Raw genomic sequence first — 21,030 nt, forward strand, 5'->3', positions numbered from 1 at the left:
TTAAAAGCAAAAGGTGGCTCAAGTCGAAAAAATAGTACAACACTTGATTTTTAAGCCCTTTTCTTATTTACGGTATCTTACCTCCGGAAATCGTATCATTCTTTTTGTCTGTATTTATATCCAAATCAAAATGTAAACTGTTCACTTCTGAGATATTTTCAACTTTCACGCTGCCACCTTGTCTAATAGTTTTGTTAGACTTCATAAATAAAAAAGATGAACATAAAAAGACAACAAGAATAGTAGTTGTAATAATACCAAATTTAAAAAAATGATATCCCCTTAGAAGATTACTTGCTTTTACATTCGTCAAACCTATATTGGTATTTAAACAATATAAGGTGTCTTTAATTTCAATTTGAATAAACTCCCTTTCCTTTTTCTTCTGATTTTTTATAATGGTAGTTGGAGCATTGTCGCAATAAGGATATTTTTTAATATTATAGTTGGAAAGAGAATTATGAATTGCTAGTATATAAAAAACATAGGATAATATTAAAATGATAACAAATGGGATTTTTAAATATAGTGATAATTCCAAGATGTCCTCAATGATAAAAGGGACAAACAAACTAAGAAAAGAAAAAACAACACCAGTTTGAGAAATTAATTGTGAAGTTTTAGACTCAATACTAGCAAGTCTTGATTCTTCCTTTGTCATTATTTGCCTTATGTACTCCTTATGAAGCTTTAGGCGCCCAATTTTCAAATTTTCATAATCCTCATTATTATATTCGAATGGTTTTTTGGATTCTTCTGTAAAACTTGAATAAAATAGAAATTTTAAAAATGAACTCATCTCATTATTTACAAAGTTGCTTTATTAATGCTTCAGAAATAGGTTGCTTGGTTTGCATTTCAATCCAAGCCCACTGGCCATTGGGATTAATTTCTAGAAAATAATATTCATCGTTCTCTGTTTTAATCAAATCAATTGCTCCAAATCCTAATTCTAATTTCTTAACCAGCGAAACACATAAATTAGATATTTGACTAGGAATTTCAACTTCCTTGAATAGCAATTTGCCTCTTCTCCAATCTGTTTTAGTTTCATCATTTTTTTGTGAATCACATTTAGCAGCAAATAATTCACTACCTACAACAGTTACACGAATCTCATAATCCTTCTGGATATTTTTTTGGAATATGCATGGATTAATATAGTATTGATCAATTGTTTTAATTATCTGACTATTGACTTCATTTGTAAATATATAACCTGGAGAATCAGAATAGTTTATAAGACTGTAACCTATTGGCTTTACGATAATGTTCTGGCCATGCATTAAATAGAATTTTTTTATGCTGCTTTTATCATTAGTAATTAATGTAGGGGGAATCAAAAAGCCTAACTCTTTAGCTTTCTTCAGTTGCAAAGTCTTGTTTTCAGCATTATAGATATTTTTTGGTTTACTTAACCAATTGCAATCTATTGAGCTAAGTATATTTTTTGTTAAAGAATCATACTCAGATAAAAGATACAACTTTTCTGCTTCTGAAATATTCTCTATTACAGGAAGTTTGGTCCTTCGAAACCATCCTGAACTAAAATTAGTTTCATCTTTAAATGAAAATTCGAAATCACTGTTTATTTCAAAGGAATAAGAGGACCTGTCCAAGTCTTCACAGTTGAGCCTCTTGTAACAAATCCCTTTCTTGTTTAATTTATTGATTACAAAATCTGCAGTATAGTCTCGTTTATGCGTAACTATTAATATCATCCATTGTTTTTATCGGAATCTGTTGCTTCGTGGCTTTCGGTTAAGGTACATGTATCCAATAAATTGGCCAATTCAATAAAATTGGAGTCTAAATCTGTTGATTCTACTTGCGTTCTAGTTCGAGTCAATGTGTCCAGATAGGTAGTATGAAGATTATTATCGGAATCGGTAACTTCATCATGAACTTTTGTACCTGTCATAGTATCCATATCTAAAACATCAAATGCAGGTATGCCAGAATTTATGTCCACCGATAAATTAAGCCTTTCATCATAAATAACCGAGGAATATACAGGGGGTTCTTCATTGGATTTTTCTACAAAGTTTAAAGTAAAGGGTTTTTTCATATAATCTTAAATTAGAGCATTCATCAGGGAATAATTATTTCATTAATTTTTTTCACATCATCATCACTGAAAGAAATCTTGTCCCGTTTAATTAAAAAGCAAAAATCCATTAACTCATTTATAAAGAGAATTTCAGGTTTACTAGAGAAATTACCATTCATGCCAGCAATTATTTGTTTTTCCCTCAGTATGTATCCAAGATAATAATTTCCACTTTGAAAATGTATTTTAAGACCATTACGAGTAGAAGTAAACACTGTCATTCCATTAGCGTTCAAGTATTTTTTTTCAAAACCAAAAACTTTTGTCAACCAATCATTTTTTATAAATAAGGGTGAAAAACGGAAATCTTCATCTCTGTTTTGTGGTAATTCATTTTCAACCATTTTTTGAAGAATGGATGGGCTTACTTTTACAATACATTTCTCAATAGTATCATATATCAAATGGCCAATTCTGAATTTATCACTTAATCGATTCGCATAACTTAGTCTTGGATTTACATAATAATCTAAGTTGTACCCTTCCATAATAATTTAATTAGTTATTAACTAGTTTCACTTTCATTGATTCCAAATATTCTCTGGCACCGGCAAACTCAAACTCAAAATCCACTCCAGTACCTGACTTGACAACCTTTTCAGCAAATATTATAAACTCTTCGATGAAGCTTGATTTTATTTTTCCTTCTTTCTTTTCCTTCTCGGATTTTTTAAGAAATTTTATAAATGAATCCAAGTCTCCAAAAATCTCATTTACCATATCAGAAAGACTAAGTAGCTTGTTTTCCCTATATCCATACAAATGTGGGGGTTGAATAAATCTAATCAAGAAATAATCTAAATTCTTTTCTATCAATGAAATGAATATCTCATTGGCTTCTTCAAATCGTACCGTACGGGATTGACGAGTATTTGAACTCACTTGGTCCCACTCCTTTACCAAACAATAGTAATAATAACTCCAAGCACCCTCCGGGGATTGAGTGTTTTGGACATAGTTTTTAAAATATTGAATCAATTGGTATTTAATTTCTTGTTTGCTGAAAATGAAGTTTTCATCATAATAGTTACTATACCAGAAATTTAATAAAGATGCACAGAACATTGTGGAATATTCTTCAGTCACAAAAAGATACTTGATAAATTTCTTTAGGTTTTCCCTGCTTCCATTATAATACAATCTTGATATTTTATAATCATAATCGCCCATGGCATCTTTAAGCCAATGTGGGTCAAATCCTAAATAATCATAAAAAGGATCGTGTTGATCCCTTTTGAAACTGGCTAGAGAAAAAATAGACTTAATGATTTTTTCATATTCATCTTTATTTTTTAAATTTTCAATTACAATCTCATTAAACCTGTTTTTTGCTGCTTCTAAATTTCCGTTCTTTTGCCAATGATTTAATTCATGAATAATTTCTTGATAGTCCTTTTTTAAAACATCTATAAAATGCCTTTCTGATATTTCATTTTCTTCAAGTATATCCTGAAAATACTTTTTGAATTCTGAAGCAAAAATTATCGAACGAGGATTTTTTCTTTTAATAGAATCTGCGGTAAATAGACTATATATTAATACTTTGAGAGCTTTAAATCCCTTTTCATTCCATGAGTAATTGTTTAAAACATATTCTCCTAATCTGGATTCTTTAAATTCTCTAAAGCGACGATCAATAGTAATTCCTTTCTTTTCATCAAAGGCCAATTGTAACGAGCCTTTTTGTTTTCCACTAGGAGTATAAAGGTTTTCAGTCGGGTCTAAATAGTAGTAGGTATCTAAAAACAGTAACCGATAAACATCATAATATTTGAACTTCAATAGCTTAATATTTAAATAGTCCTTGAAATCTACATCATCAGAAATCTCATTATAATCTTTCAAAAAACCATTCAAAAATCTTTTAACATCCCTAATATGTTTCAAAACAAAATCTTCCCGGTCTCTTGAAAGAAATTTAGCAGACGAATTAAAATAGGAATTGATTTCCTCAAGATTATCGGGGAGATTCCTTTTTAATTGTTCAACTAGATATCTTTTGATTTTTGATTCATTAATTGGTAAAAGGTGTTCCTCCCTAAGAAATATTTTTTCCGCAAAACTATTATGGATTGGAATACCCAAACCTTTTAAAGACTCAGAAACATAAGATTTATCATATGCGACCAAATAGATAAAATTGTCAAATCCTGCTGTATTTCTAATCAATTTTAAAACTTCAAAAACTTCTTCTGATTTTAAACGGTCCATGTCGTCCACAATAATCAAAAACTTCTTATCTAAGTATTTCATCGAGGTATTAATATCTCTAAATTCTTTCGAGACACTACTATTCTTCCCACCAACCGTGAAGTAACCAATAAACTGCATTAAAGTACTTGGAGCAGAATTTATTAAATTCTTTGAGTAATGACCCACTTCACGATATAGGTCGTAACTATATGGTTTAATACCTTCTTGTAAAACATCAAAAAACTCTTGAATAATTGTATTTGCACTTAGATTTAACCATGGATTGAACTTGATAATCAAGATATCACTATAGCTTCTTTTTAGAATTTCGTTCTCAACCAATTTTAAAAATGAAGTTTTCCCGGAACCCCATTCACCAGTTACACCATAGGCAATAGAGCTATTATTCTGAGTGTTAATTATTTCATTTACCAATATTTTTACCTTTGGCATACGTCCTAGTATATCTTCACTTTTACTATTTATAGGTTCATCAACCAATTCTTCTATTTTAGAATTATCCTTTTGTTTGCCCCTACTTAAAAGCCACCAGGGGTATGTACAGACTAAAGCGAAGCAATAAATCATTGGAATATCTAAATATTTAAGTTTTTGAAAAAAATGGGATTCAAGAAAAACATAATGATTTGTAAAAAACCGGTAATAGATGTAAATCCCTAAGAATAATACTAATAAGGTAAAATATCCGAAACCAATATTTGTTCTACGTTTTATCTTAAAAAAAAGATTTGGGATTGACCATATAACAAAAACAAGAGCGAATAAATCAATTAAAACATTTGATGCTGCTTGACTTAATATTGGGTCAATTAGGAATCTATTAAATACGCCCTCAATAGGGCCAATAAAGACTATTAATAAAACTACTAAGATAAAAAGTAGTTTTGTCTCTCTACTCAGTTTGAAGAATCTAAATTGCTTTGGCATAAATCAAATATAATCAGTCCTATCTAGTATTTTGGATTCGTAATTGGCTAATATTAAATAAATACAATTGAAGTTATATTTAAGAACTGTGAAACGCACCTGTTTACTATTGCGGCACTAAAAGTTTGATTCAATTCACCCTCCTTACCCTCCCTTCCCTCCCAACACTAATAAATATAGGGTTTTCCAAAGGGGTAGTACAACAAAACACCCCCCCTAAAGGAGCGGTACTATTATTCAAAAGGAACCTAGGGAGGGTAAAGTAGGAGTTGAACAAAATCAACCCTCCCTTCATATACCTTTTTATCATTAATGCCTTACAGGAAAGGGAGAGTAGGGAGGGTTAATTATAGATTATTTATTTTTTGTACTAAATACAAGGTGGACCCCCCAGTTTTCTTTTTCTCGTAGGATTCTTGATTTAAAGCTTTGCCCATATTCACTGTGGTCAATCTTTGCCTGCTCATTGTTGCATGTTGGATGTGGTTGACTATGTCGGTAGCAGTCATGAATTCTCCATCCGAATCAATTACTGGCTTTTTCAAATAACTGAGCAACAGTTCATGTTCCGGGGTCATGGTTTGAAACTTTTTATTTCGAATTTCGTTCTCAATAACATCATTACGAGTCATCGTTTCATCAAATGACTTGTCGTTTGCCAAGTAGTAAGCTTGAGCCCAAAGATTATCCATATCAAATTCCGATTTATAGCTAAAGTCAATTCTCTCTACTGTAAAGCAAAGCCAACGTACACTTCCAGTTTCATCTAACAGAAATGTCGATTGGTTTGTGGACCCTATAAATGAAGCTACTCTCTGAAGAATTGAATTTTTTCGATCATAAGGCAGCCTTTCATTGATTTGGTCTTTTGACAATTGGGATTTGAGCTGATTGATTTCTTTCCGGGCCAATGCGGCCAGCTCATCTAGATTTATTAAAAAGTTTTTACAAAGAAGAAGTCTCGAATCTTTATCATTACCCCCCATGTCTTCAGCTATGTACTCTGATAATTGTTTGGGACATAGAAAACGACACCAAGTTGACTTTCCTATATTTTGTCCTTTACCATCATCTGAGAGTACAAAAGCCTGTTTATTGAAGTACCCATCAATCAAGGCACACTTAACAGTTCTCACACACCATTTTTTAAAATGATAAAAGAACTGGCCACGGTCTTCCCCTGGTGCCAATTTCACATACGAAGCATAATTTTTTAGGTAGTCTGTGCTTCCATCCCATTGATGCAGATTCTGAAAATACGCCTTCAAAGGATTGAAATAGGGTACAAAGTCACTTCTCAATAATGATGTGAGGTGTCCCATGGGGATGGAAATCCCATTTTTTCTCAGCTCTATGAACAAAGAGTCTTCATTGCAAATTTTCCAACCGTCCTTTTTTCCTTTTGATTTAATCTCGATGTTTAAAGATATTTCGTTAAATCGAATGTCGTATAATCCTTTTAGGTAGTCTTCGGTCATATGAAAAACCGTATTACCCTGTGCGCTTTCGGTTTTTGCGTTATTGACCATCTAAAACGTATTTGATTTGTTTTTCAATACCTTCCTTCACTTCTCCAAACTCCCAAGACTGTCCAAAGATTTTTTTTCGGTTGCCATCAACCTCTAAGAGATTTTGAAGTTTTTCCATTATTTTTCCTTTTTCCAGGGATTCTTGAGTGTTGGGATGAGTTATCCCCTTACATCCACATCTCTCCAGTATTTTATATTGCTCTAGACTATTTAGGGTATCTACCAGCTCGTGAATACCTAAATCCAAGGGCCTACTAATTATATAATGTAGTTTCTTGATTGGAATAGGGTCTATTATGCTCGTTTGATAGTGTTTTATAAGACAGTTTAAATGGGCTACATATAATTTTGAAAAATGCCCATTACCAATTAATCTTCCTTTTCGCTGATTTTCAATGAAATTTAGCAGCTTAGAAACTGCTTGAATGTCATTTTCATTGACATAGATATTTTTAAATGATGTAAAAAATCTCCATTCAATTCGTTGAATTGCCTTTTCTATTGTCATATCCAATTAGTTTAATTGATTAGGGTGTAATTGAAGTTTGTATTTGAACCGGACAATATCAATAAATGTAGAAATGCCCTGGGAAATGTGTAGTGTACCACCCCTTGGTTCCCAAGAATTTGGGTATATGCAGATATTTGGGTATTTTAGCCCTGTTTCCGTTTTCATTTTTAAAAATTTTAAGTGAAAATATTATAGAGGGTAAGGTTCAGTTACCCTCTTTTTTTTAGCTTATTGATTGCTCAAGAATAGCCTCTATCTCTTCAAGTTTATAGTAAATTTTACCCCCTATTTTTCTTCTTTTGAGAATACCCCTTTTTTCCCAGCGATATAGAGTGACGCAGGAAACGTTCAGTTTTTTTGATATTTCTTCCCTGGTGAAGTAATTAGGGGTGGATTCGGGATTCTTATTTTTTGCTAGGCGGTTGATTCTTTTCACCAACCTTTCAACAATTCTTTCGGTAAGTTCCTCGGGGTTAATCCCAATAACATGCGTTGTTGTTTGTTCCATTATACTTTGTTTTATTGTTCAAAGTAATGGCGTATTTATAGACAATGTAATACGATGTGATTCGGAAATAATACGGAAATAATACGGATGTAAGTGTTTGATAGGAATTGATTATTCCCCAAATATCTTTGAATATTCAACTTTTACCTTTCTCCAACCATTGTGACGAGTTGTCTCAGTTGCAATAGTACTCTTATTACCTGTGGGAATTAGAGCGTTATATCCTTTCGAATCATTTAAATAATCAATAAAATCAGCGAAATTAGCGGATGGATTAATAAGCTTCTTCTCGTCCTGAAGCTTTTTAAATAATACCGCGCAGGCACCTCTAAACCCAGTATGCGTTTCGACCTTTTTATTCTGATTGTGATAAGTGATTACTCCTGACTTCAATAGAATATGAAACAAATAGTCTTGGCCGTCATCAACAAAAATTTGAGATTCTATCTTAAACGGGCATTTTACAATATCTACTGGTTTTTTAATGGATTTCAACAATGACCGGATTACTTCATCCATTACTATGGCACATTCTATTTTTAACCACATATCCGAAAGCAGTTTGACCTGAGAAAAATAACCCATATCCAAAGCTGGACGGTAGGGACTATCTATAGCCAATAAGTTTAAGGAAATATCCTCGTTGTTGCTAAACCTAAGTAATTGTTCGAAATGTTCTAGTTCGTTCCGGCTTCGCTTAGCCTTAACGTATATTCTGCCTTCATAGGATGAAAGGACCAAATCGGATTTTTTAAGTTCCTTATCCAGAAACGCTATGAATTCCCCTGAAGACAGTCGTTCTTGAAAGTGCTCAAATTCCGATTTATAGGCTAGGATTTCTTTTGCAAGATGAATGACATATGTTTTAGCAAGTTTGCCAAAATATTCTTTTATGAATTCATGATTCCAAATGACTTTACCTCCCTGTGCTATTTTGACCCCTTTTAAAATTAAAAATTCATCCAACTCCTCTCTGCACATAGGTTGAAAACTTGGTTCTTCCTTCTTTATGAACAAATCTAATTTGCCCCATTCCAATAAGGTTCGATATTGCTCATCGACTTTTATCAATGCCGCATTAAAAGCTTTGTCCAAAATTAGGGATGGGTTCATTTTACCATAATGCGCCATAATAGATGTCTAAATAGTTAGAAGTATCCAGTTGATTAACGTTTTGAACGTTTTTCGCGGTCCAACCGTAAAAAATCTACCTTAAGTCCATTGATGATAGTTTCATATTCAGTGTTAGAATATGCCCCTTCATCTAACATTGTCATAGCCAGATCCAGTTGTTCTTTTATTTGTTTGTAACTGCCTCCAGAGGTATTGTTGGATTGTAAATTTTTCATTGTTTTCGATTTTTGGTTAGACTGATTTTTCAATGTGGCCAGCTGCTTAAAAGGAAATATTATAGTGTTCGCTCCAATCCTTGGGCAAGATGGCCCCAACATCCCTAAGATATTTTCTGAGGGCCCCTTCGCTTTTGTGCCTGGTTATCTGTATTAGGGCATAAATCGCCTCTTGTTCGGCCATGCCCTGGTCCATAAAACTCTTGAATAGATCCACGGCCGCATTGTGCCTCAGTGAATAGCTGTTCTTTTCCTTGGGCAGTTTTAACTCGGTCTTTACTTTCGCAAACCGTTCGCTGAAATAATCCACCCGGCTCTTTACGCTTGCCTCCCATTTGCCCGGAACACCTTCTGGTGTAAAGAGGTAATAGTCCTTGGGAAGGTTTTCCACGTCCCAATCCTTGAGCATCCGGTAAAGTTTGTCTATCATCAGGATATGGGACCTCTTTTCCCCCTTAGTCTCTATGGAAATGATTCGCTTGTCCATGTTGATATGCTTTATCTGGATCCTGGCAATCTCATTGTTGCGCATGAATGAATAGAAAATGAACTGGAGAAAATTATAGAGTACCGGTTCGTGCTCTTTGGTGTACTTCCGCAGCTCTTTCAGCTCATCCATTGAAAATGGTTGGTTTTTGGAAGGCTTGTTCTTTTTTGTGGGAATCTTGGCAATGAAATTCTCGGGGATGATATCGTCCATTACCATTTGCCCCATCAGGGCACTGAGGTTCCCCTTGTGGTTTGCTATCGAGGTCGGCATTAGGCCCTTGCCATGGGGCTTTTCCCGTCCAAGGTAGTTCAGATACCCTGATATGTGCTTTCTTGTAAGCCTGTCTATCGGCATTAGGGCAATACTGTTCGTTTCGGCCCAGTCCAGGAACATATTCAGGTAGTCCCCATAACTGTTATAGGTCGTCTCCTTTACGAATGGTTTTTTATGCTCCAGTGCTGTTTCAAAACATCCCTTGACTGTATCCGCTGGGGATTTTTTAGCCGACCCCGGGACAAAGGGGTTATATTCTGTTCGAAGGAGCCTATTTACAACCCTTAACAATTGTTTGCCTGCCCTTTTTCTGTCCCTAACGGTTTTGTATCTATTGATGCCCCTATAGTGTTTAAAGGGCCTTTTGTCCATATTGCCCGTTTTAGGGTTCCTGTAGTAAAAATAGACGTACCAACGCTTGGATAGGTCCGGTCTACCCTCTTTATCCTTTGGGATGTAGAGTTTGGGTTCTGAATACATTTTAACTGCCATCTTTGACAAGATAGCAATATACTCGTTTATATGCTCGCTTTTGCTCTTAGGAAACAGTTCATCCATGGCAAAAGGGATTTATGGAAACAAGAAAACCCTTGTAAACACAAGGGTTTTGGGAACTTGGGTGGAAGACCGGGTTCGAACCGGCGACCTCTGGAACCACAATCCAGCGCTCTAACCAGCTGAGCTACAACCACCATTTAAAGCGGATGCAAAAATACTTTTTTGTAATGATTCAACCAAAATATTTTTCAAATTCCATCAATTAAAAATTGTACTTGATTTTATCAAACCAATTCTCATGTCGCAACTGGCATAAAACCAAAGCTGTACAATTTCCCGACAAAATGCACGTTTTTAAGACCAAACACACGTTTTTGGGCATTTCACAACATTTAATTCTCAAAAAGGTGGCTTGAAATTACATTTACGTCAAATATTTTCAACTAAGTGTTGTCAGAAAAAAACCTCATTCTAAATTCCAAAACCTCACTGGCGCTATTTGTGCTTTGTGTTATTGCTCTTTGCTCATCCTTTGCTGTCTCTGCGCAGACCAGTAAAAGAGATAGCTTGGCATATAAGCTACAACGGTTGGAATCTACAAGCAGATTTAATCCAAAGGATACCACACATATTAATCTTCTAGTACGTTTAGCATTTTCTTACAGGTACTTGGATGCCGATAGCCTGTATTCCGTTGCTAAAAGAGCTTTGGAGTATAGTAACGAGATTGACTATACCTATGGGAAAATAAAAGGTTTGGACGCCCTTGGAAATTATTATTACGATAAAGGTGAGCGAAAGAAATCCATGCCATTGTTCAAAGAAGCCTTGGAGTTGGCCAAGGAAATTGATGATATCGAATGTGAAGTATCCATTATAAATACCCTCGCCCAAAACTACAGCTTTGAGGGCAATTATGCCGAAGCATTAAACTGGAACCTCAAGGGAATCGATTTGGCCAAAAAGATCGAGAACCAAGAAATGCTGTCCATCCTTAATGAAAACATTGCTGGATTATATGCAGAACAAAAAGACTTCAAAAATGCCCTGATGTTCTATGACACTGTGCAAAAAATCAACCGAGGTCTTGGCAACGAGGTAATTGATGCTGAAACGCAAAGTAATATGGCTTCACTCTATAAAGATGCCAAGGATTTTAAAAATGCGATGTTCAACATCAACAGGAGCATAAATACTTTTGAGAAAAACAAGATTTACGATTGGCTGGCCTATGCCTACGAGGTTAAAGGGGATATTTACCTTGATCAGGAAAAATTTAAATGGGCTCTTTATTGGTACGATCAGAGCAATATGCTCTTTAAGCACCAAATAGAGGACGACAGAATAAAGATTCAATTAATGAACGGTATGGCCAAGGTGTATTTTGGCTTGGAAAAAGATAGCCTTTCGCTTGAATACGCTAAAAAAGGACTTGCCCTTTCCAAAAAAATAAAATCCCTGCAAGGTCAGATCGACTGTTCGGAAACATTGTACAAGGTTCATAAAAAAAATGGGGACAATCCAGAGGCGCTGGCCTATTTGGAAACCTTCAAAACCCTTTCCGATTCGTTGTCCAAGGACAAGAACAAACAAAGCCTGTCACTTTTAGAAACCAAATTGCACTACGAACAGGAAAAACAAAAACTCATTGAGTCCAATGAAGAGGCTCTTGCCAAGCAACGTAACTATATCTATTTCTCCGTAATTATTCTTCTTATTCTTAGTATCATAACCTTTGTGATTCGAAGGAGTGAAAACATCCAAAGGAAACTGAACAAAGAACTCAAAGAGAAATCACAAGCGATAACCCAACGAGAAGCCCAATTACACGAAATAAACAAGACCAACACAAAGCTGTTCTCCATTATTGGTCACGATCTTAGAGGTCCTATCGGCGGATTGCAGGGAATACTCAAAATGTTTACGGATGGAGAAATCACGACAAAGGAATTGGTCTCATTTATTCCTAAACTCAAAACTGATGTAGAGAACATATCCTTTACCTTGAACAACCTATTGTCCTGGGGGATGAATCAGCTCAATGGCGTAGTTACCAAGCCCAAAAGAGTATCACTGTCACAGCTTGTTGTTAATAACATTCAACTTTTATCGGAAGTTGCCAAGAGCAAGTCTATCAAGATAATAAATCAGCTTCCGGAAAATCCACGTATTTGGGCGGATAATAACCAAATAGATATTGTTATCCGAAACCTTCTGAGCAATGCCATCAAGTTTACACCGGAAAACGGGCTTATCACCATTGATGCCAAGGAGAAAGATAATATGTGGCAAATATCGGTTAGGGATACTGGAATAGGTATGGCCCCCGAAATGCAAAAATCGATTTTCAAGGACTCTTCCAATGTTACCACTTATGGTACCAATAACGAAAAAGGAACAGGTCTCGGGCTTTCTTTATGCAAGGAAATGGTACACAAAAATAAGGGCGAAATATGGGTAGAAAGTGTTCCGCGCAAAGGAACAACCTTCTTTTTCACCGTGCCCAAAGCACAAAATAGGTACCAAAAAGCTTCTTGATCAGATCAGATCGTCAAGACTGTCCACCCCAACATATCGTTCCACAGTAAAACCTTCGGCAAACTCTACGCCGATCAACCTACCTAAATCCCTTGCTCGGTAAATTACACTGTCCGTAAAATTCTTACTGCTGATGGGTGTCTCCGGTTCTTCACTGTCAGGATCATAAAATTGGGAGCTATAAGCCATGATTGCGTCTGTTTTTGTTTCGATAAATCCAGACACATCAACCACAAAATCAGGTTCCAAATTTTTCCATTGGATAAAATGATAAACCAATTTAGGCCTCCAGGCCTCTTGCCACTGATCATCTCCATCCATTTTGGTGTCAATTTTAACCAAACCACTTAAAAAGCAGGCATCACTGACGAGTTTACTTCCTTTTCCATGATCAATATGACGGTCTTCAACAGCATTGCAAAGCACAATTTCTGGCTGATACTTTCGAATTATTTTGATGAGTTCCAGTTGATGCTCTTTATCGTTTACGAAGAAACCATCGGCAAACTCCATATTCTCACGCACAGCTACGCCTAAAATTTCGGCTGCCTTAGCTGCTTCTTTGTCCCTGATTTCGGCTGAACCGCGCGTTCCAAGTTCACCACGGGTCAAATCCACGATTCCTACCTTTTTTCCTTTGGAAACTTCTTTCGCTATGGTGCCTCCTGCCCCCAGTTCGGCATCATCAGGATGCGCACCAAACACTAAAATGTCTAATTTCATATACTTTTATGCCGTTACGGTCATGGATTTCACCTTGGCAATTGCCTGTTCAATATCCGCTATTAAATCTTCCGTCTCTTCAATACCCAACGAGAATCGAATCAATGAATCCTTTATCCCTTGTTTAGCCCTGTCTTCTGGGCTCATCAATGCATGGGAAGTTTGTGTAGGTGAAAGCATCGTACTTTCAATACCCGCCAAACTCATGGATGGCTTTATCAATTTTAACTCCTTAAAAAACAAGGAAGCATTTATCTCCGGATTCAGTTCAAAAGATAACATCCCTCCAAAACCTTTCATTTGAGATTTGGCCAACTCATGTCCAGGATGATCTTTCAGTCCTGGGTAGTACACATTATCCACATCTTTACTTTGGCTCAAATAAGTGGCCATCTTCATTGCATTTTCATTTTGCGCCTTTACACGGATCGCCATGGTTTTTAAACTTCTTTCCAAAAGCCATACCGTATACTCGCTCAAACTTCCGCCAAAACAAATTCCTGTTTGCCAAACCTTGTCCATAAGCTCTTGGGATGCCGCCACGACACCTGCACAAATATCGGAGTGTCCCCCCATATATTTTGTTGCACTGTGTACCACTACATCAATTCCAAAATCAATTGGATTTTGGTTGACAGGACTAGCAAAAGTATTGTCGATCATGGAAAGGATTCCTTTCTTTTTTGCCAAGTCGGCCACTCCCTGTACATCGGTGATGGTCAGCAATGGGTTCGATGGGGTCTCCAAATACAATACTTTGGTATTCGGTTTGATTTCTTTTTCAAAATCTTCCACTTCCCACCCTGTAGTGAAGGAATATTCAATACCAAATCTTTCAAATTGGCTTACGGCAAAATGGTACGTACCACCATAAATGGTTTGTTGCAAAACCACATGATCACCAGCTTGAAGAAAGGTCATCAATGCCGTACTAATGGCGGCCATTCCACTACCAAAAATCAAAGCTGCCTCGGTGTGCTCCAAAGCCGCCAGTTTTTTGCACAATGCCTCTTGGTTGGGCGTGTTGTAGTATCTGGGATATCTTTTTACCGCAACGTCCTCAAATTGATAGGATGTACCCATGTATAGCGGGGACACTGCTCCTTTGAATTCCTTATCTTCCAATTCCCCAACGTGGGTACAGATGGTATTGAGTCCTTTTTTATCGTTTTTCATGTTGGTTTTCTTTCGCATAAAGATACGAAACCCATCATACTTGGACTTTCTTCCATTTCCCTTTTTTAAACCAAATCATGGCCAATACCGCAATCAGCACTTCAGCCAAGGTAATGGCCACAAAAACTCCTTTTGCACCCCACCCTAATACCATAGCCGATATATAGGCCAATGGCAATTGAAACAACCAAAACGATATGAAATTGATTTTGGTAGGCGTCCGCGTATCCCCTGCCCCATTAAAGGCTTGGGTCATTACCATACCATAGGCATAAAATATATAGCCCAAAGCTATAATTTGAAGACAAAGTGCACCGCTCTCTACCACCTTAGGGGTTGTATTGAACCAAGAAATGATGGTGTTGGCAAAAATGAGATATGCCAAAGAAACCGTCCCCATAAAAATGGCATTGTACTTCCCCGTTTTCCAAACGGACCGTTCGGCCCTGTCGGGTTGTTTGGCACCAAGGTTTTGACCCACCAAAGTGGCCGCGGCATTGCTCATGCCCCAAGAGGGCATCAAAGTGAACATCATTACACGAATGGCAATGGTATAACCCGCCAATACTTCACTTCCGAATTCGGACATGATACGCATAAGAAAAATCCAACTGGAAGTACCGATCAAGAATTGGGCAATTCCGCCCATGGAAATCTTGATCAAACTATACATTACCTTAAAGTTGAGTATCAAATCCTTGGCCATCAGTTTAATCTTGCCCCAACCAAAGAATAAAATCCCGAGTTGAAAAAGTACTGCCGTTCCCCTGCCGATATTGGTGGCTACAGCCGCTCCTTTTACTCCCATTTCCGGAATGGGGCCAAAACCAAAAATGAACATGGGGTCCAAGATAATGTTGAGTCCATTGGAAAGCACCAGGGCCCACATAGCAATGGATGCATTGCCCGCACCACGGAAAATGGCGTTGATCAAGAACAATAGCACTACTGTGATGTTCCCTCCTATCAAAAATTGGGTGTAACCGTGACCTTCGGCAATCAAATCGGGTTCACCACCCATTAATGCCAGAATCTCCCGGGCATAGATAATCCCAATGATTCCGATGGTTATTGAAATTACCACCCCTAAACCAATGGCCTGCACAGCGGCAATACGGGCGCCATCCACATCCTTTTCGCCAATCCTACGGGCAACAACCGCAGTGGCGGCCATACTCAGCCCAATGGCCAGAGCGTATACCAAAGTAATCACGGACTCTGTCAACCCAATTGTGGCTACGGCATTCACGCTTACTTTGGATACATAGGCAATATCCACAAGAGCAAATATGGATTCCATGAGCATTTCCAAGATCATGGGAATGGAAAGCATAAAAATGGCCTTTCGGATACTTCCAGAGGTGAATTCGGTTTCCTTACCGGAAATAGCTATCCAGAAATACCGGATAAACTTTTTAACTGTATTTGTATGTTGATGATTCATTATCAAAGAATTATGTGTGAAAAAAGAAGTGAAATGTCAAATAACCGAGAAGAGTTCGGTTACATAAATTGGGTTCCCCCAATGGTGACATCTATCGCGTACATAATTCTTATAGCTTCATGATGATGCAAATATGCGAAAAATACCGATATATTATTACTATTTTTTTATTTACAACTCCAATCCTTGTTGCTACCTTCGTAACCAAACCAACTCAAATATTTCAAAACCATGCGTATTAAAAGTTTGATTACCATTGGAGTATTATCTGCCGTGGTACTATCATCATCTTGTAAAAAGAACCCAGAAACTGCAGAAACAGAAGAAAAAACAGGTTACCAAGGGCAAGGAAAAAGCCCGGTTGTACCTACGGTGGACAAGCCCATCCAAAAACAATGGAGAGGTGTTTGGGCCTTTAACGACAGTACCACTTTCTTTTCCAATAAATTTGAAGGCGCCCGTTTAAATGGCGTCGCCTACGATGGCGATGACCATTATACCATTTGGGTGACAGCGGAAAACACTCCCATAAATGTGAGCCCGTGGTACGCTTTTCAGGTATGGTCCAAGGAGCCACGCGACATTACGGTTCAGTTGAATTATCAAGATTCAAGAAGTAGATATTACCCAAAAATCAGTGCAGATGGAAGAAACTTTATTCCGCTGGATAGTACCAGGTTTAAGGCCATCGGTCCCGGAGAGGGCGAATTTGGAATCAAAGCCGCTCCAGAATCTGCCGAGTTGACCATTAGTGTGACCGAAGAACCTACTTGGATCTCCGCCCAGGAACTTTACACTTCCTCCGTAGTGAAAGAGTGGGTGGATTCCTTGAGCCAAAAACCTTTCATTGAAAATTACCCTATAGGTCTTTCCAAAGAAAAACGTACCATGCACTTGATGGAAATCAATGGAAATGAAGAAGCAAAAAAAGCCTTGATGATCATTTCCAGACAACACCCGCCAGAAGTTACCGGTTTCTTAGCAATGAAATCCTTTATCGAAACCATTTCGGGGGATTCCGATCAAGCCAAGGAATTTAGAAAAGAGCATGCCATTTTTGTTGTACCATTGATGAATCCCGATGGGGCCGATAACGGACATTGGAGACACAATATGGGCGGTATTGATCTAAACAGGGACTGGGAAAACTTTAATCAGCCCGAGACCAGAAACGTCCGGGATTTTCTTGTGGAAAAAGATAAGGAATATGATTTTGTTTTCGGGGCGGATTTCCACTCCACTTGGGACGATATCTACTACCCTATTGATACCACAGTAACGGGTGAAAAAGGAAAAATCATCTTTGATTGGATAGCGAATATCAGTGAAAGATTACCACAAAAGAAAACCAATGTAAGTGCTTCCGATGAAATTGATCCTACCATGGTATCTAGCAAGTACTTTTACGTAAACCACGGAATGCCCGCCATTGTATTTGAGCTGGGCGACAATACTTCCAGACCTTTCCTAAAGGAAAAAGGCAAGGTTGCCGCTGAGGAAATCATGAAACTCTTAATGGAGGAATGATCTATTTTTTGGCATAGTGCACTTTGTACCGCCAAAAACTGATACCTCCCAAAATAAAGACCCCAAGTACTGTATACCAAACAAAGCTTGGGGTTATTACTTGGTCCCCACTGGCATAACTGTGCAGTCCGACCAAATAGAAATTTACCCCAAAATAGGTCATCATGATACTGGCAAAGGCCACTATGCTGGCAAAATTATAGATCCATTTGCCTCGTAGACCCGGAACCAACCGCATGTGCAGTACAAAGGCATACACCATAATGGAAATCAGGGCCCATGTTTCCTTTGGGTCCCAGCCCCAATAGCGCCCCCAGCTTTCGTTGGCCCACTGGCCACCCAAAAAGTTACCTATGGTAAGCATCACCAAACCAGTGGTAAGTGCCAATTCATTGATTACCGTGAGCTCCTTGATATTAAGGTCCATTCGTTTTTTGTTCTTTTCAGTGGTAAGCATGATCAATAACAATGCGACCACTCCTAAAATCATTCCAACCGTTAAAGGGCCATAGCTTCCCACAATAACGGCAACGTGAATCATTAACCAATAACTGTCCAAAACAGGAACTAGGTTGGCAATCGCAGGGTCTACCCAACTTTGATGGGCAATCCACAACAACATGGATGTAACAAAAGCACTGGCAGCAATGGTAAGCTCACTCTTTCGGCCCAGGGCCAAACCAATGCCCATAGTGGCCCATGCTACATAGAGAATACTTTCATAGGCATCACTCCAAGGAGCGTGGCCGGATATGTACCAACGTAATATCAGACCTATGGTGTGCCAGATAAAAAACAAAATGATGGTCCCTTTCAACAGGTAAGCGAAAGCATCCAAGAATTTTCTTTCCTTAAAAATCTTGGCAATCAAAACAAAGAACAACAATACTCCGACCATGGCGTAGTATTTATACAAACGGTTGAACAGATCCAGCTTGTTGTATATGATCTCTGTTTTTATCTTATTTTCTGACGGTAATACTTCCTCCCCGTGGTTCTTTTGATTCTGCTTGAAGGCTTCCAACAATCTATCAGGTTGGGAGTAGTCACCCGTTACGATGGATTGTTGCAGGGAGTTCAAATAATAGGGCATCGCATTTTTGATGAAATTGGCATACAACGAATCCTGAACCTGATATTCTCCACCGCGATATTCAACAGCCGAAATCCATTTGTTGTTCTCATCGTTCAGCAAAGGAAATATCTTCACAATTTGCCCACTTAAAGCAATGTCTAGCAAACTCAGCCGCTCTCCTACTTTTTTAAAGTCTTTTTCAAAGTTGGATGGATTATTGGTAGAAGTCGCCTTCTCCAGGTAAGGTCTCAATTTATACGACCCTTTAGAATCAAAAAAGTCGGTCGCCTTTACAAACTCGGTACCTTCGGGAACACCGATCACCTTACGTATGCTATCGTTTTCCTTTTTGCCCAAGGCAATAATATCCGTTGCATACCAAACTCCCGGGTTAAGCATCATGGATAGAAAAACTTGATTGGCAGAAAGGTCTCTAAATTCATCGTCACCGCTCAACTTTCGCAACAATTCAGATGCAAAGGTATTTACGGGTTTCATACGTCCGCCCTCATCCTGTATCACCAAAGTGCCAAACTTTTCTGCGTGCTCCTTGTCTACCGTTGTAGCTTGAATTACGGAGTCTATTTGTGCTTTTGTTGCAGCAGTGGAATGCTCATGGGTTTCCTCTTGTGCATTGGCCGATACAAGGGCAAAGAACATTGCAATGGTTGTCAATGCCGCTTTCTTTTCCTTTATTTTTTCGAGCATGGTCTGTAATTCCCTAAAACGTGTTTTTCCAAAGAACATAATGCCCATCAAACCTATGTAAAGCAGAAAATAGCCGATGTAGGTAATCCAAGTGCCCCACCAGTCGTGATTTACAGAGAGAACGGTTCCTTTTTCATCGGGATCAAAACTGGACTGAAAGAATCGGTATCCTTGATGGTCAAGAACATGGTTCATATAAATATCATAATCAAACGGTCGCTCGTCGTGCACCGTAACTTTACTCATAAATGAGGCGTATCCCGCTTCGGTTCCAGGGTATTTTTCCGCAATAAAATCATTCAACTCAATAGAAAAAGGAAGCTCATACACTTTTGAACCATAGCTCAATGAAAAATCCAATCCACCCACATTGATCTTATCCGAGAAATTGGAAGTTCCCTTACTTCCCAACAATTTCACCTCTTTACTTTCCCCATTGGCGGAGATAGAAACGACCAAAGCATCTTGTGTAACCTTGGTGATCTCCTCATCGGGTACTTTAACAATGCCATAGCGCCCTTTTATTATGGGGTCCGGGACCACAAACTGCATCCCCCCCATATTGTAGAGCGAGCGCAGTTGTAACGGCTGAATACTATCGCTGGCCACTTCGCCTTGAAACTGGTCCGCCATGCGCATAAAGCTCCCTTCGAAAGGTGATTTGATGCGATAACCGTTTTCTTCATCATAAAAAATATTGATGGCTCCGTCGGTTTCATTGTTAAGGGCAAAAAGAATGTTGTGAACACTGGCTATTTTACCATTTTCAAGATAATGTTCGTGGCGCTGCCCATTGCCTGCCTCCACAATTTGAAGGTATTCGGTTCCATTTTCATCGGGAATCAATCCTTTTTCCGCTCCTTTGATAAAATCCACGTAACTGATGGAAAAAGGTTGTCCATTGAAGTCAGATTTCCATGGTAAACTGGATCGTTTTCCTTCCGGGGTCACTAAAATATCATCTTCCAGCACCCTTCTTCTTGTTTCTCCATTGATGTCTCCGTCAACAAAAGCAGTTAGGTAGGTTTTGTCCGAATAAAATATTTTCTCAGTAGCACCTTCCCTAATTGGCATCATACCTTCATAACTGATGTAACGGGTCACAAAAGCACCTACAATGATCAAAATCCATGAAAGGTGAAGGATCAGTACAGGCCATTTTTTCCATTCCAACAAACGATACCTGTAAATGTTTCCGAAAAAGTTGATCACGAAAAAGACCATAATGGCCTCGAACCATGTAGCGTTGTAAATGTAAATTCGTGCGGTTTCGGTACTGTACCAGCTTTCCACAAAGGTTCCAATGGCCATTGCTGCAGCAAAAACCAAAAACAGAACAGCCATAAGTCTAGTGGAAAAAAGCGTTTTCTTAAGAATATCGATCATGGAAATTCGGTCTACTTTCGGCTTGCAAAAATAAGGTCTTTTTA

At 37.9% G+C, this 21,030-nt stretch carries 17 protein-coding genes and 1 tRNA gene; 2 read left to right on the forward strand and 16 right to left on the reverse strand.

From position 1 onward, the window contains the following. Positions 1–67 precede the first annotated feature (67 nt). The 12 genes from J0X13_RS05955 to J0X13_RS06010 form a co-directional block, all read right to left on the reverse strand. On the reverse strand, positions 68–661 hold the full coding sequence (locus tag J0X13_RS05955; RefSeq protein ID WP_207070508.1) for a hypothetical protein: 594 nt from the start codon (positions 659–661) through the stop codon (positions 68–70). A gap of 142 nt (positions 662–803) precedes the next feature. Next, entirely contained in the window at positions 804–1,721 is a 918-nt protein-coding gene (locus J0X13_RS05960; RefSeq protein WP_207070509.1) for an ATP-grasp domain-containing protein, read from the reverse strand. Further along, complete coding sequence (locus J0X13_RS05965) at positions 1,718–2,068, reverse strand: hypothetical protein (RefSeq protein WP_207070510.1); 351 nt, start codon at positions 2,066–2,068, stop codon at positions 1,718–1,720. Before J0X13_RS05965 ends, J0X13_RS05960 begins: the two co-directional genes overlap by 4 nt. A 23-nt stretch (positions 2,069–2,091) precedes the next feature. After that, positions 2,092–2,598, reverse strand: coding sequence for a hypothetical protein (locus tag J0X13_RS05970; RefSeq protein WP_207070511.1), 507 nt, complete (start codon positions 2,596–2,598; stop codon positions 2,092–2,094). 10 nt (positions 2,599–2,608) lie between these two features. Continuing rightward, on the reverse strand, positions 2,609–5,251 hold the full coding sequence (locus J0X13_RS05975; protein WP_207070512.1) for a KAP family P-loop NTPase fold protein: 2,643 nt from the start codon (positions 5,249–5,251) through the stop codon (positions 2,609–2,611). 347 nt (positions 5,252–5,598) lie between these two features. Next, entirely contained in the window at positions 5,599–6,612 is a 1,014-nt protein-coding gene (locus J0X13_RS05980; protein WP_207070513.1) for a VapE domain-containing protein, read from the reverse strand. 157 nt (positions 6,613–6,769) lie between these two features. After that, positions 6,770–7,288, reverse strand: coding sequence for a hypothetical protein (locus J0X13_RS05985; protein ID WP_207070514.1), 519 nt, complete (start codon positions 7,286–7,288; stop codon positions 6,770–6,772). Positions 7,289–7,514: 226 nt separating this feature from the next. Then, complete coding sequence (locus J0X13_RS05990; protein ID WP_207070515.1) at positions 7,515–7,799, reverse strand: helix-turn-helix domain-containing protein; 285 nt, start codon at positions 7,797–7,799, stop codon at positions 7,515–7,517. Positions 7,800–7,910: 111 nt separating this feature from the next. Further along, complete coding sequence (locus J0X13_RS05995) at positions 7,911–8,930, reverse strand: hypothetical protein (RefSeq protein ID WP_207070516.1); 1,020 nt, start codon at positions 8,928–8,930, stop codon at positions 7,911–7,913. A 35-nt stretch (positions 8,931–8,965) separates the two neighbouring features. After that, the gene (locus J0X13_RS06000; RefSeq protein WP_207070517.1) at positions 8,966–9,148 is read right to left on the reverse strand and encodes a hypothetical protein; all 183 of its coding nucleotides are present in this window, start codon (positions 9,146–9,148) and stop codon (positions 8,966–8,968) included. Positions 9,149–9,194: 46 nt separating this feature from the next. Then, positions 9,195–10,469, reverse strand: a complete 1,275-nt coding sequence (locus J0X13_RS06005; protein WP_207070518.1) for a tyrosine-type recombinase/integrase — start codon at positions 10,467–10,469, stop codon at positions 9,195–9,197. A 59-nt stretch (positions 10,470–10,528) separates the two neighbouring features. After that, a tRNA-His gene (locus J0X13_RS06010) sits at positions 10,529–10,604 on the reverse strand. Positions 10,605–10,856: 252 nt separating this feature from the next. Here J0X13_RS06010 and J0X13_RS06015 point away from each other — a divergent pair. Continuing rightward, complete coding sequence (locus J0X13_RS06015) at positions 10,857–12,947, forward strand: tetratricopeptide repeat-containing sensor histidine kinase (RefSeq protein ID WP_207070519.1); 2,091 nt, start codon at positions 10,857–10,859, stop codon at positions 12,945–12,947. Here J0X13_RS06015 and bshB1 read toward each other — a convergent pair whose 3' ends face one another. Genes bshB1 through J0X13_RS06030 form a run of 3 tightly spaced genes read right to left on the reverse strand, consistent with a single transcriptional unit; the run spans position 12,948 to position 16,290 of the window. After that, positions 12,948–13,670, reverse strand: a complete 723-nt coding sequence (gene bshB1 / locus J0X13_RS06020) for a bacillithiol biosynthesis deacetylase BshB1 (protein ID WP_207070520.1) — start codon at positions 13,668–13,670, stop codon at positions 12,948–12,950. A 6-nt stretch (positions 13,671–13,676) separates the two neighbouring features. Next, positions 13,677–14,846, reverse strand: a complete 1,170-nt coding sequence (locus J0X13_RS06025) for a trans-sulfuration enzyme family protein (protein WP_207070521.1) — start codon at positions 14,844–14,846, stop codon at positions 13,677–13,679. Between the two features lie 34 nt (positions 14,847–14,880). Continuing rightward, entirely contained in the window at positions 14,881–16,290 is a 1,410-nt protein-coding gene (locus tag J0X13_RS06030; protein ID WP_207070522.1) for an MATE family efflux transporter, read from the reverse strand. Positions 16,291–16,521: 231 nt separating this feature from the next. Between J0X13_RS06030 and J0X13_RS06035 the strand changes: the two genes are divergently transcribed. Further along, positions 16,522–17,817, forward strand: a complete 1,296-nt coding sequence (locus J0X13_RS06035) for a M14 family metallopeptidase (RefSeq protein WP_207070523.1) — start codon at positions 16,522–16,524, stop codon at positions 17,815–17,817. Position 17,818: 1 nt separating this feature from the next. Here the strand turns inward: J0X13_RS06035 and J0X13_RS06040 are convergent, their stop codons facing one another. Continuing rightward, complete coding sequence (locus J0X13_RS06040; RefSeq protein ID WP_207070815.1) at positions 17,819–20,986, reverse strand: cytochrome c biogenesis protein; 3,168 nt, start codon at positions 20,984–20,986, stop codon at positions 17,819–17,821. Between the last annotated feature and the right edge of the window lie 44 nt (positions 20,987–21,030).

Source organism: [Muricauda] lutisoli (nom. illeg.), assembly GCF_017313105.1.
In the GTDB taxonomy this organism is placed as follows: Bacteria; Bacteroidota; Bacteroidia; order Flavobacteriales; family Flavobacteriaceae; genus Flagellimonas; species Flagellimonas lutisoli.

Coding starts and splice junctions, on each gene's coding strand:
- J0X13_RS06025 (WP_207070521.1), bottom strand. CDS start 14,846: ATGAAAAACGATAAAAAAGGACTCAATACCATCTGTACCCACGTTGGG.
- J0X13_RS06030 (WP_207070522.1), bottom strand. CDS start 16,290: ATGAATCATCAACATACAAATACAGTTAAAAAGTTTATCCGGTATTTC.
- J0X13_RS06000 (WP_207070517.1), bottom strand. CDS start 9,148: ATGAAAAATTTACAATCCAACAATACCTCTGGAGGCAGTTACAAACAA.
- J0X13_RS05960 (WP_207070509.1), bottom strand. CDS start 1,721: ATGATATTAATAGTTACGCATAAACGAGACTATACTGCAGATTTTGTA.
- J0X13_RS05970 (WP_207070511.1), bottom strand. CDS start 2,598: ATGGAAGGGTACAACTTAGATTATTATGTAAATCCAAGACTAAGTTAT.
- J0X13_RS05975 (WP_207070512.1), bottom strand. CDS start 5,251: ATGCCAAAGCAATTTAGATTCTTCAAACTGAGTAGAGAGACAAAACTA.
- bshB1 (WP_207070520.1), bottom strand. CDS start 13,670: ATGAAATTAGACATTTTAGTGTTTGGTGCGCATCCTGATGATGCCGAA.
- J0X13_RS06005 (WP_207070518.1), bottom strand. CDS start 10,469: ATGGATGAACTGTTTCCTAAGAGCAAAAGCGAGCATATAAACGAGTAT.
- J0X13_RS05955 (WP_207070508.1), bottom strand. CDS start 661: ATGACAAAGGAAGAATCAAGACTTGCTAGTATTGAGTCTAAAACTTCA.
- J0X13_RS05990 (WP_207070515.1), bottom strand. CDS start 7,799: ATGGAACAAACAACAACGCATGTTATTGGGATTAACCCCGAGGAACTT.
- J0X13_RS05965 (WP_207070510.1), bottom strand. CDS start 2,068: ATGAAAAAACCCTTTACTTTAAACTTTGTAGAAAAATCCAATGAAGAA.
- J0X13_RS05995 (WP_207070516.1), bottom strand. CDS start 8,930: ATGGCGCATTATGGTAAAATGAACCCATCCCTAATTTTGGACAAAGCT.
- J0X13_RS06035 (WP_207070523.1), top strand. CDS start 16,522: ATGCGTATTAAAAGTTTGATTACCATTGGAGTATTATCTGCCGTGGTA.
- J0X13_RS05985 (WP_207070514.1), bottom strand. CDS start 7,288: ATGACAATAGAAAAGGCAATTCAACGAATTGAATGGAGATTTTTTACA.
- J0X13_RS06040 (WP_207070815.1), bottom strand. CDS start 20,986: ATGATCGATATTCTTAAGAAAACGCTTTTTTCCACTAGACTTATGGCT.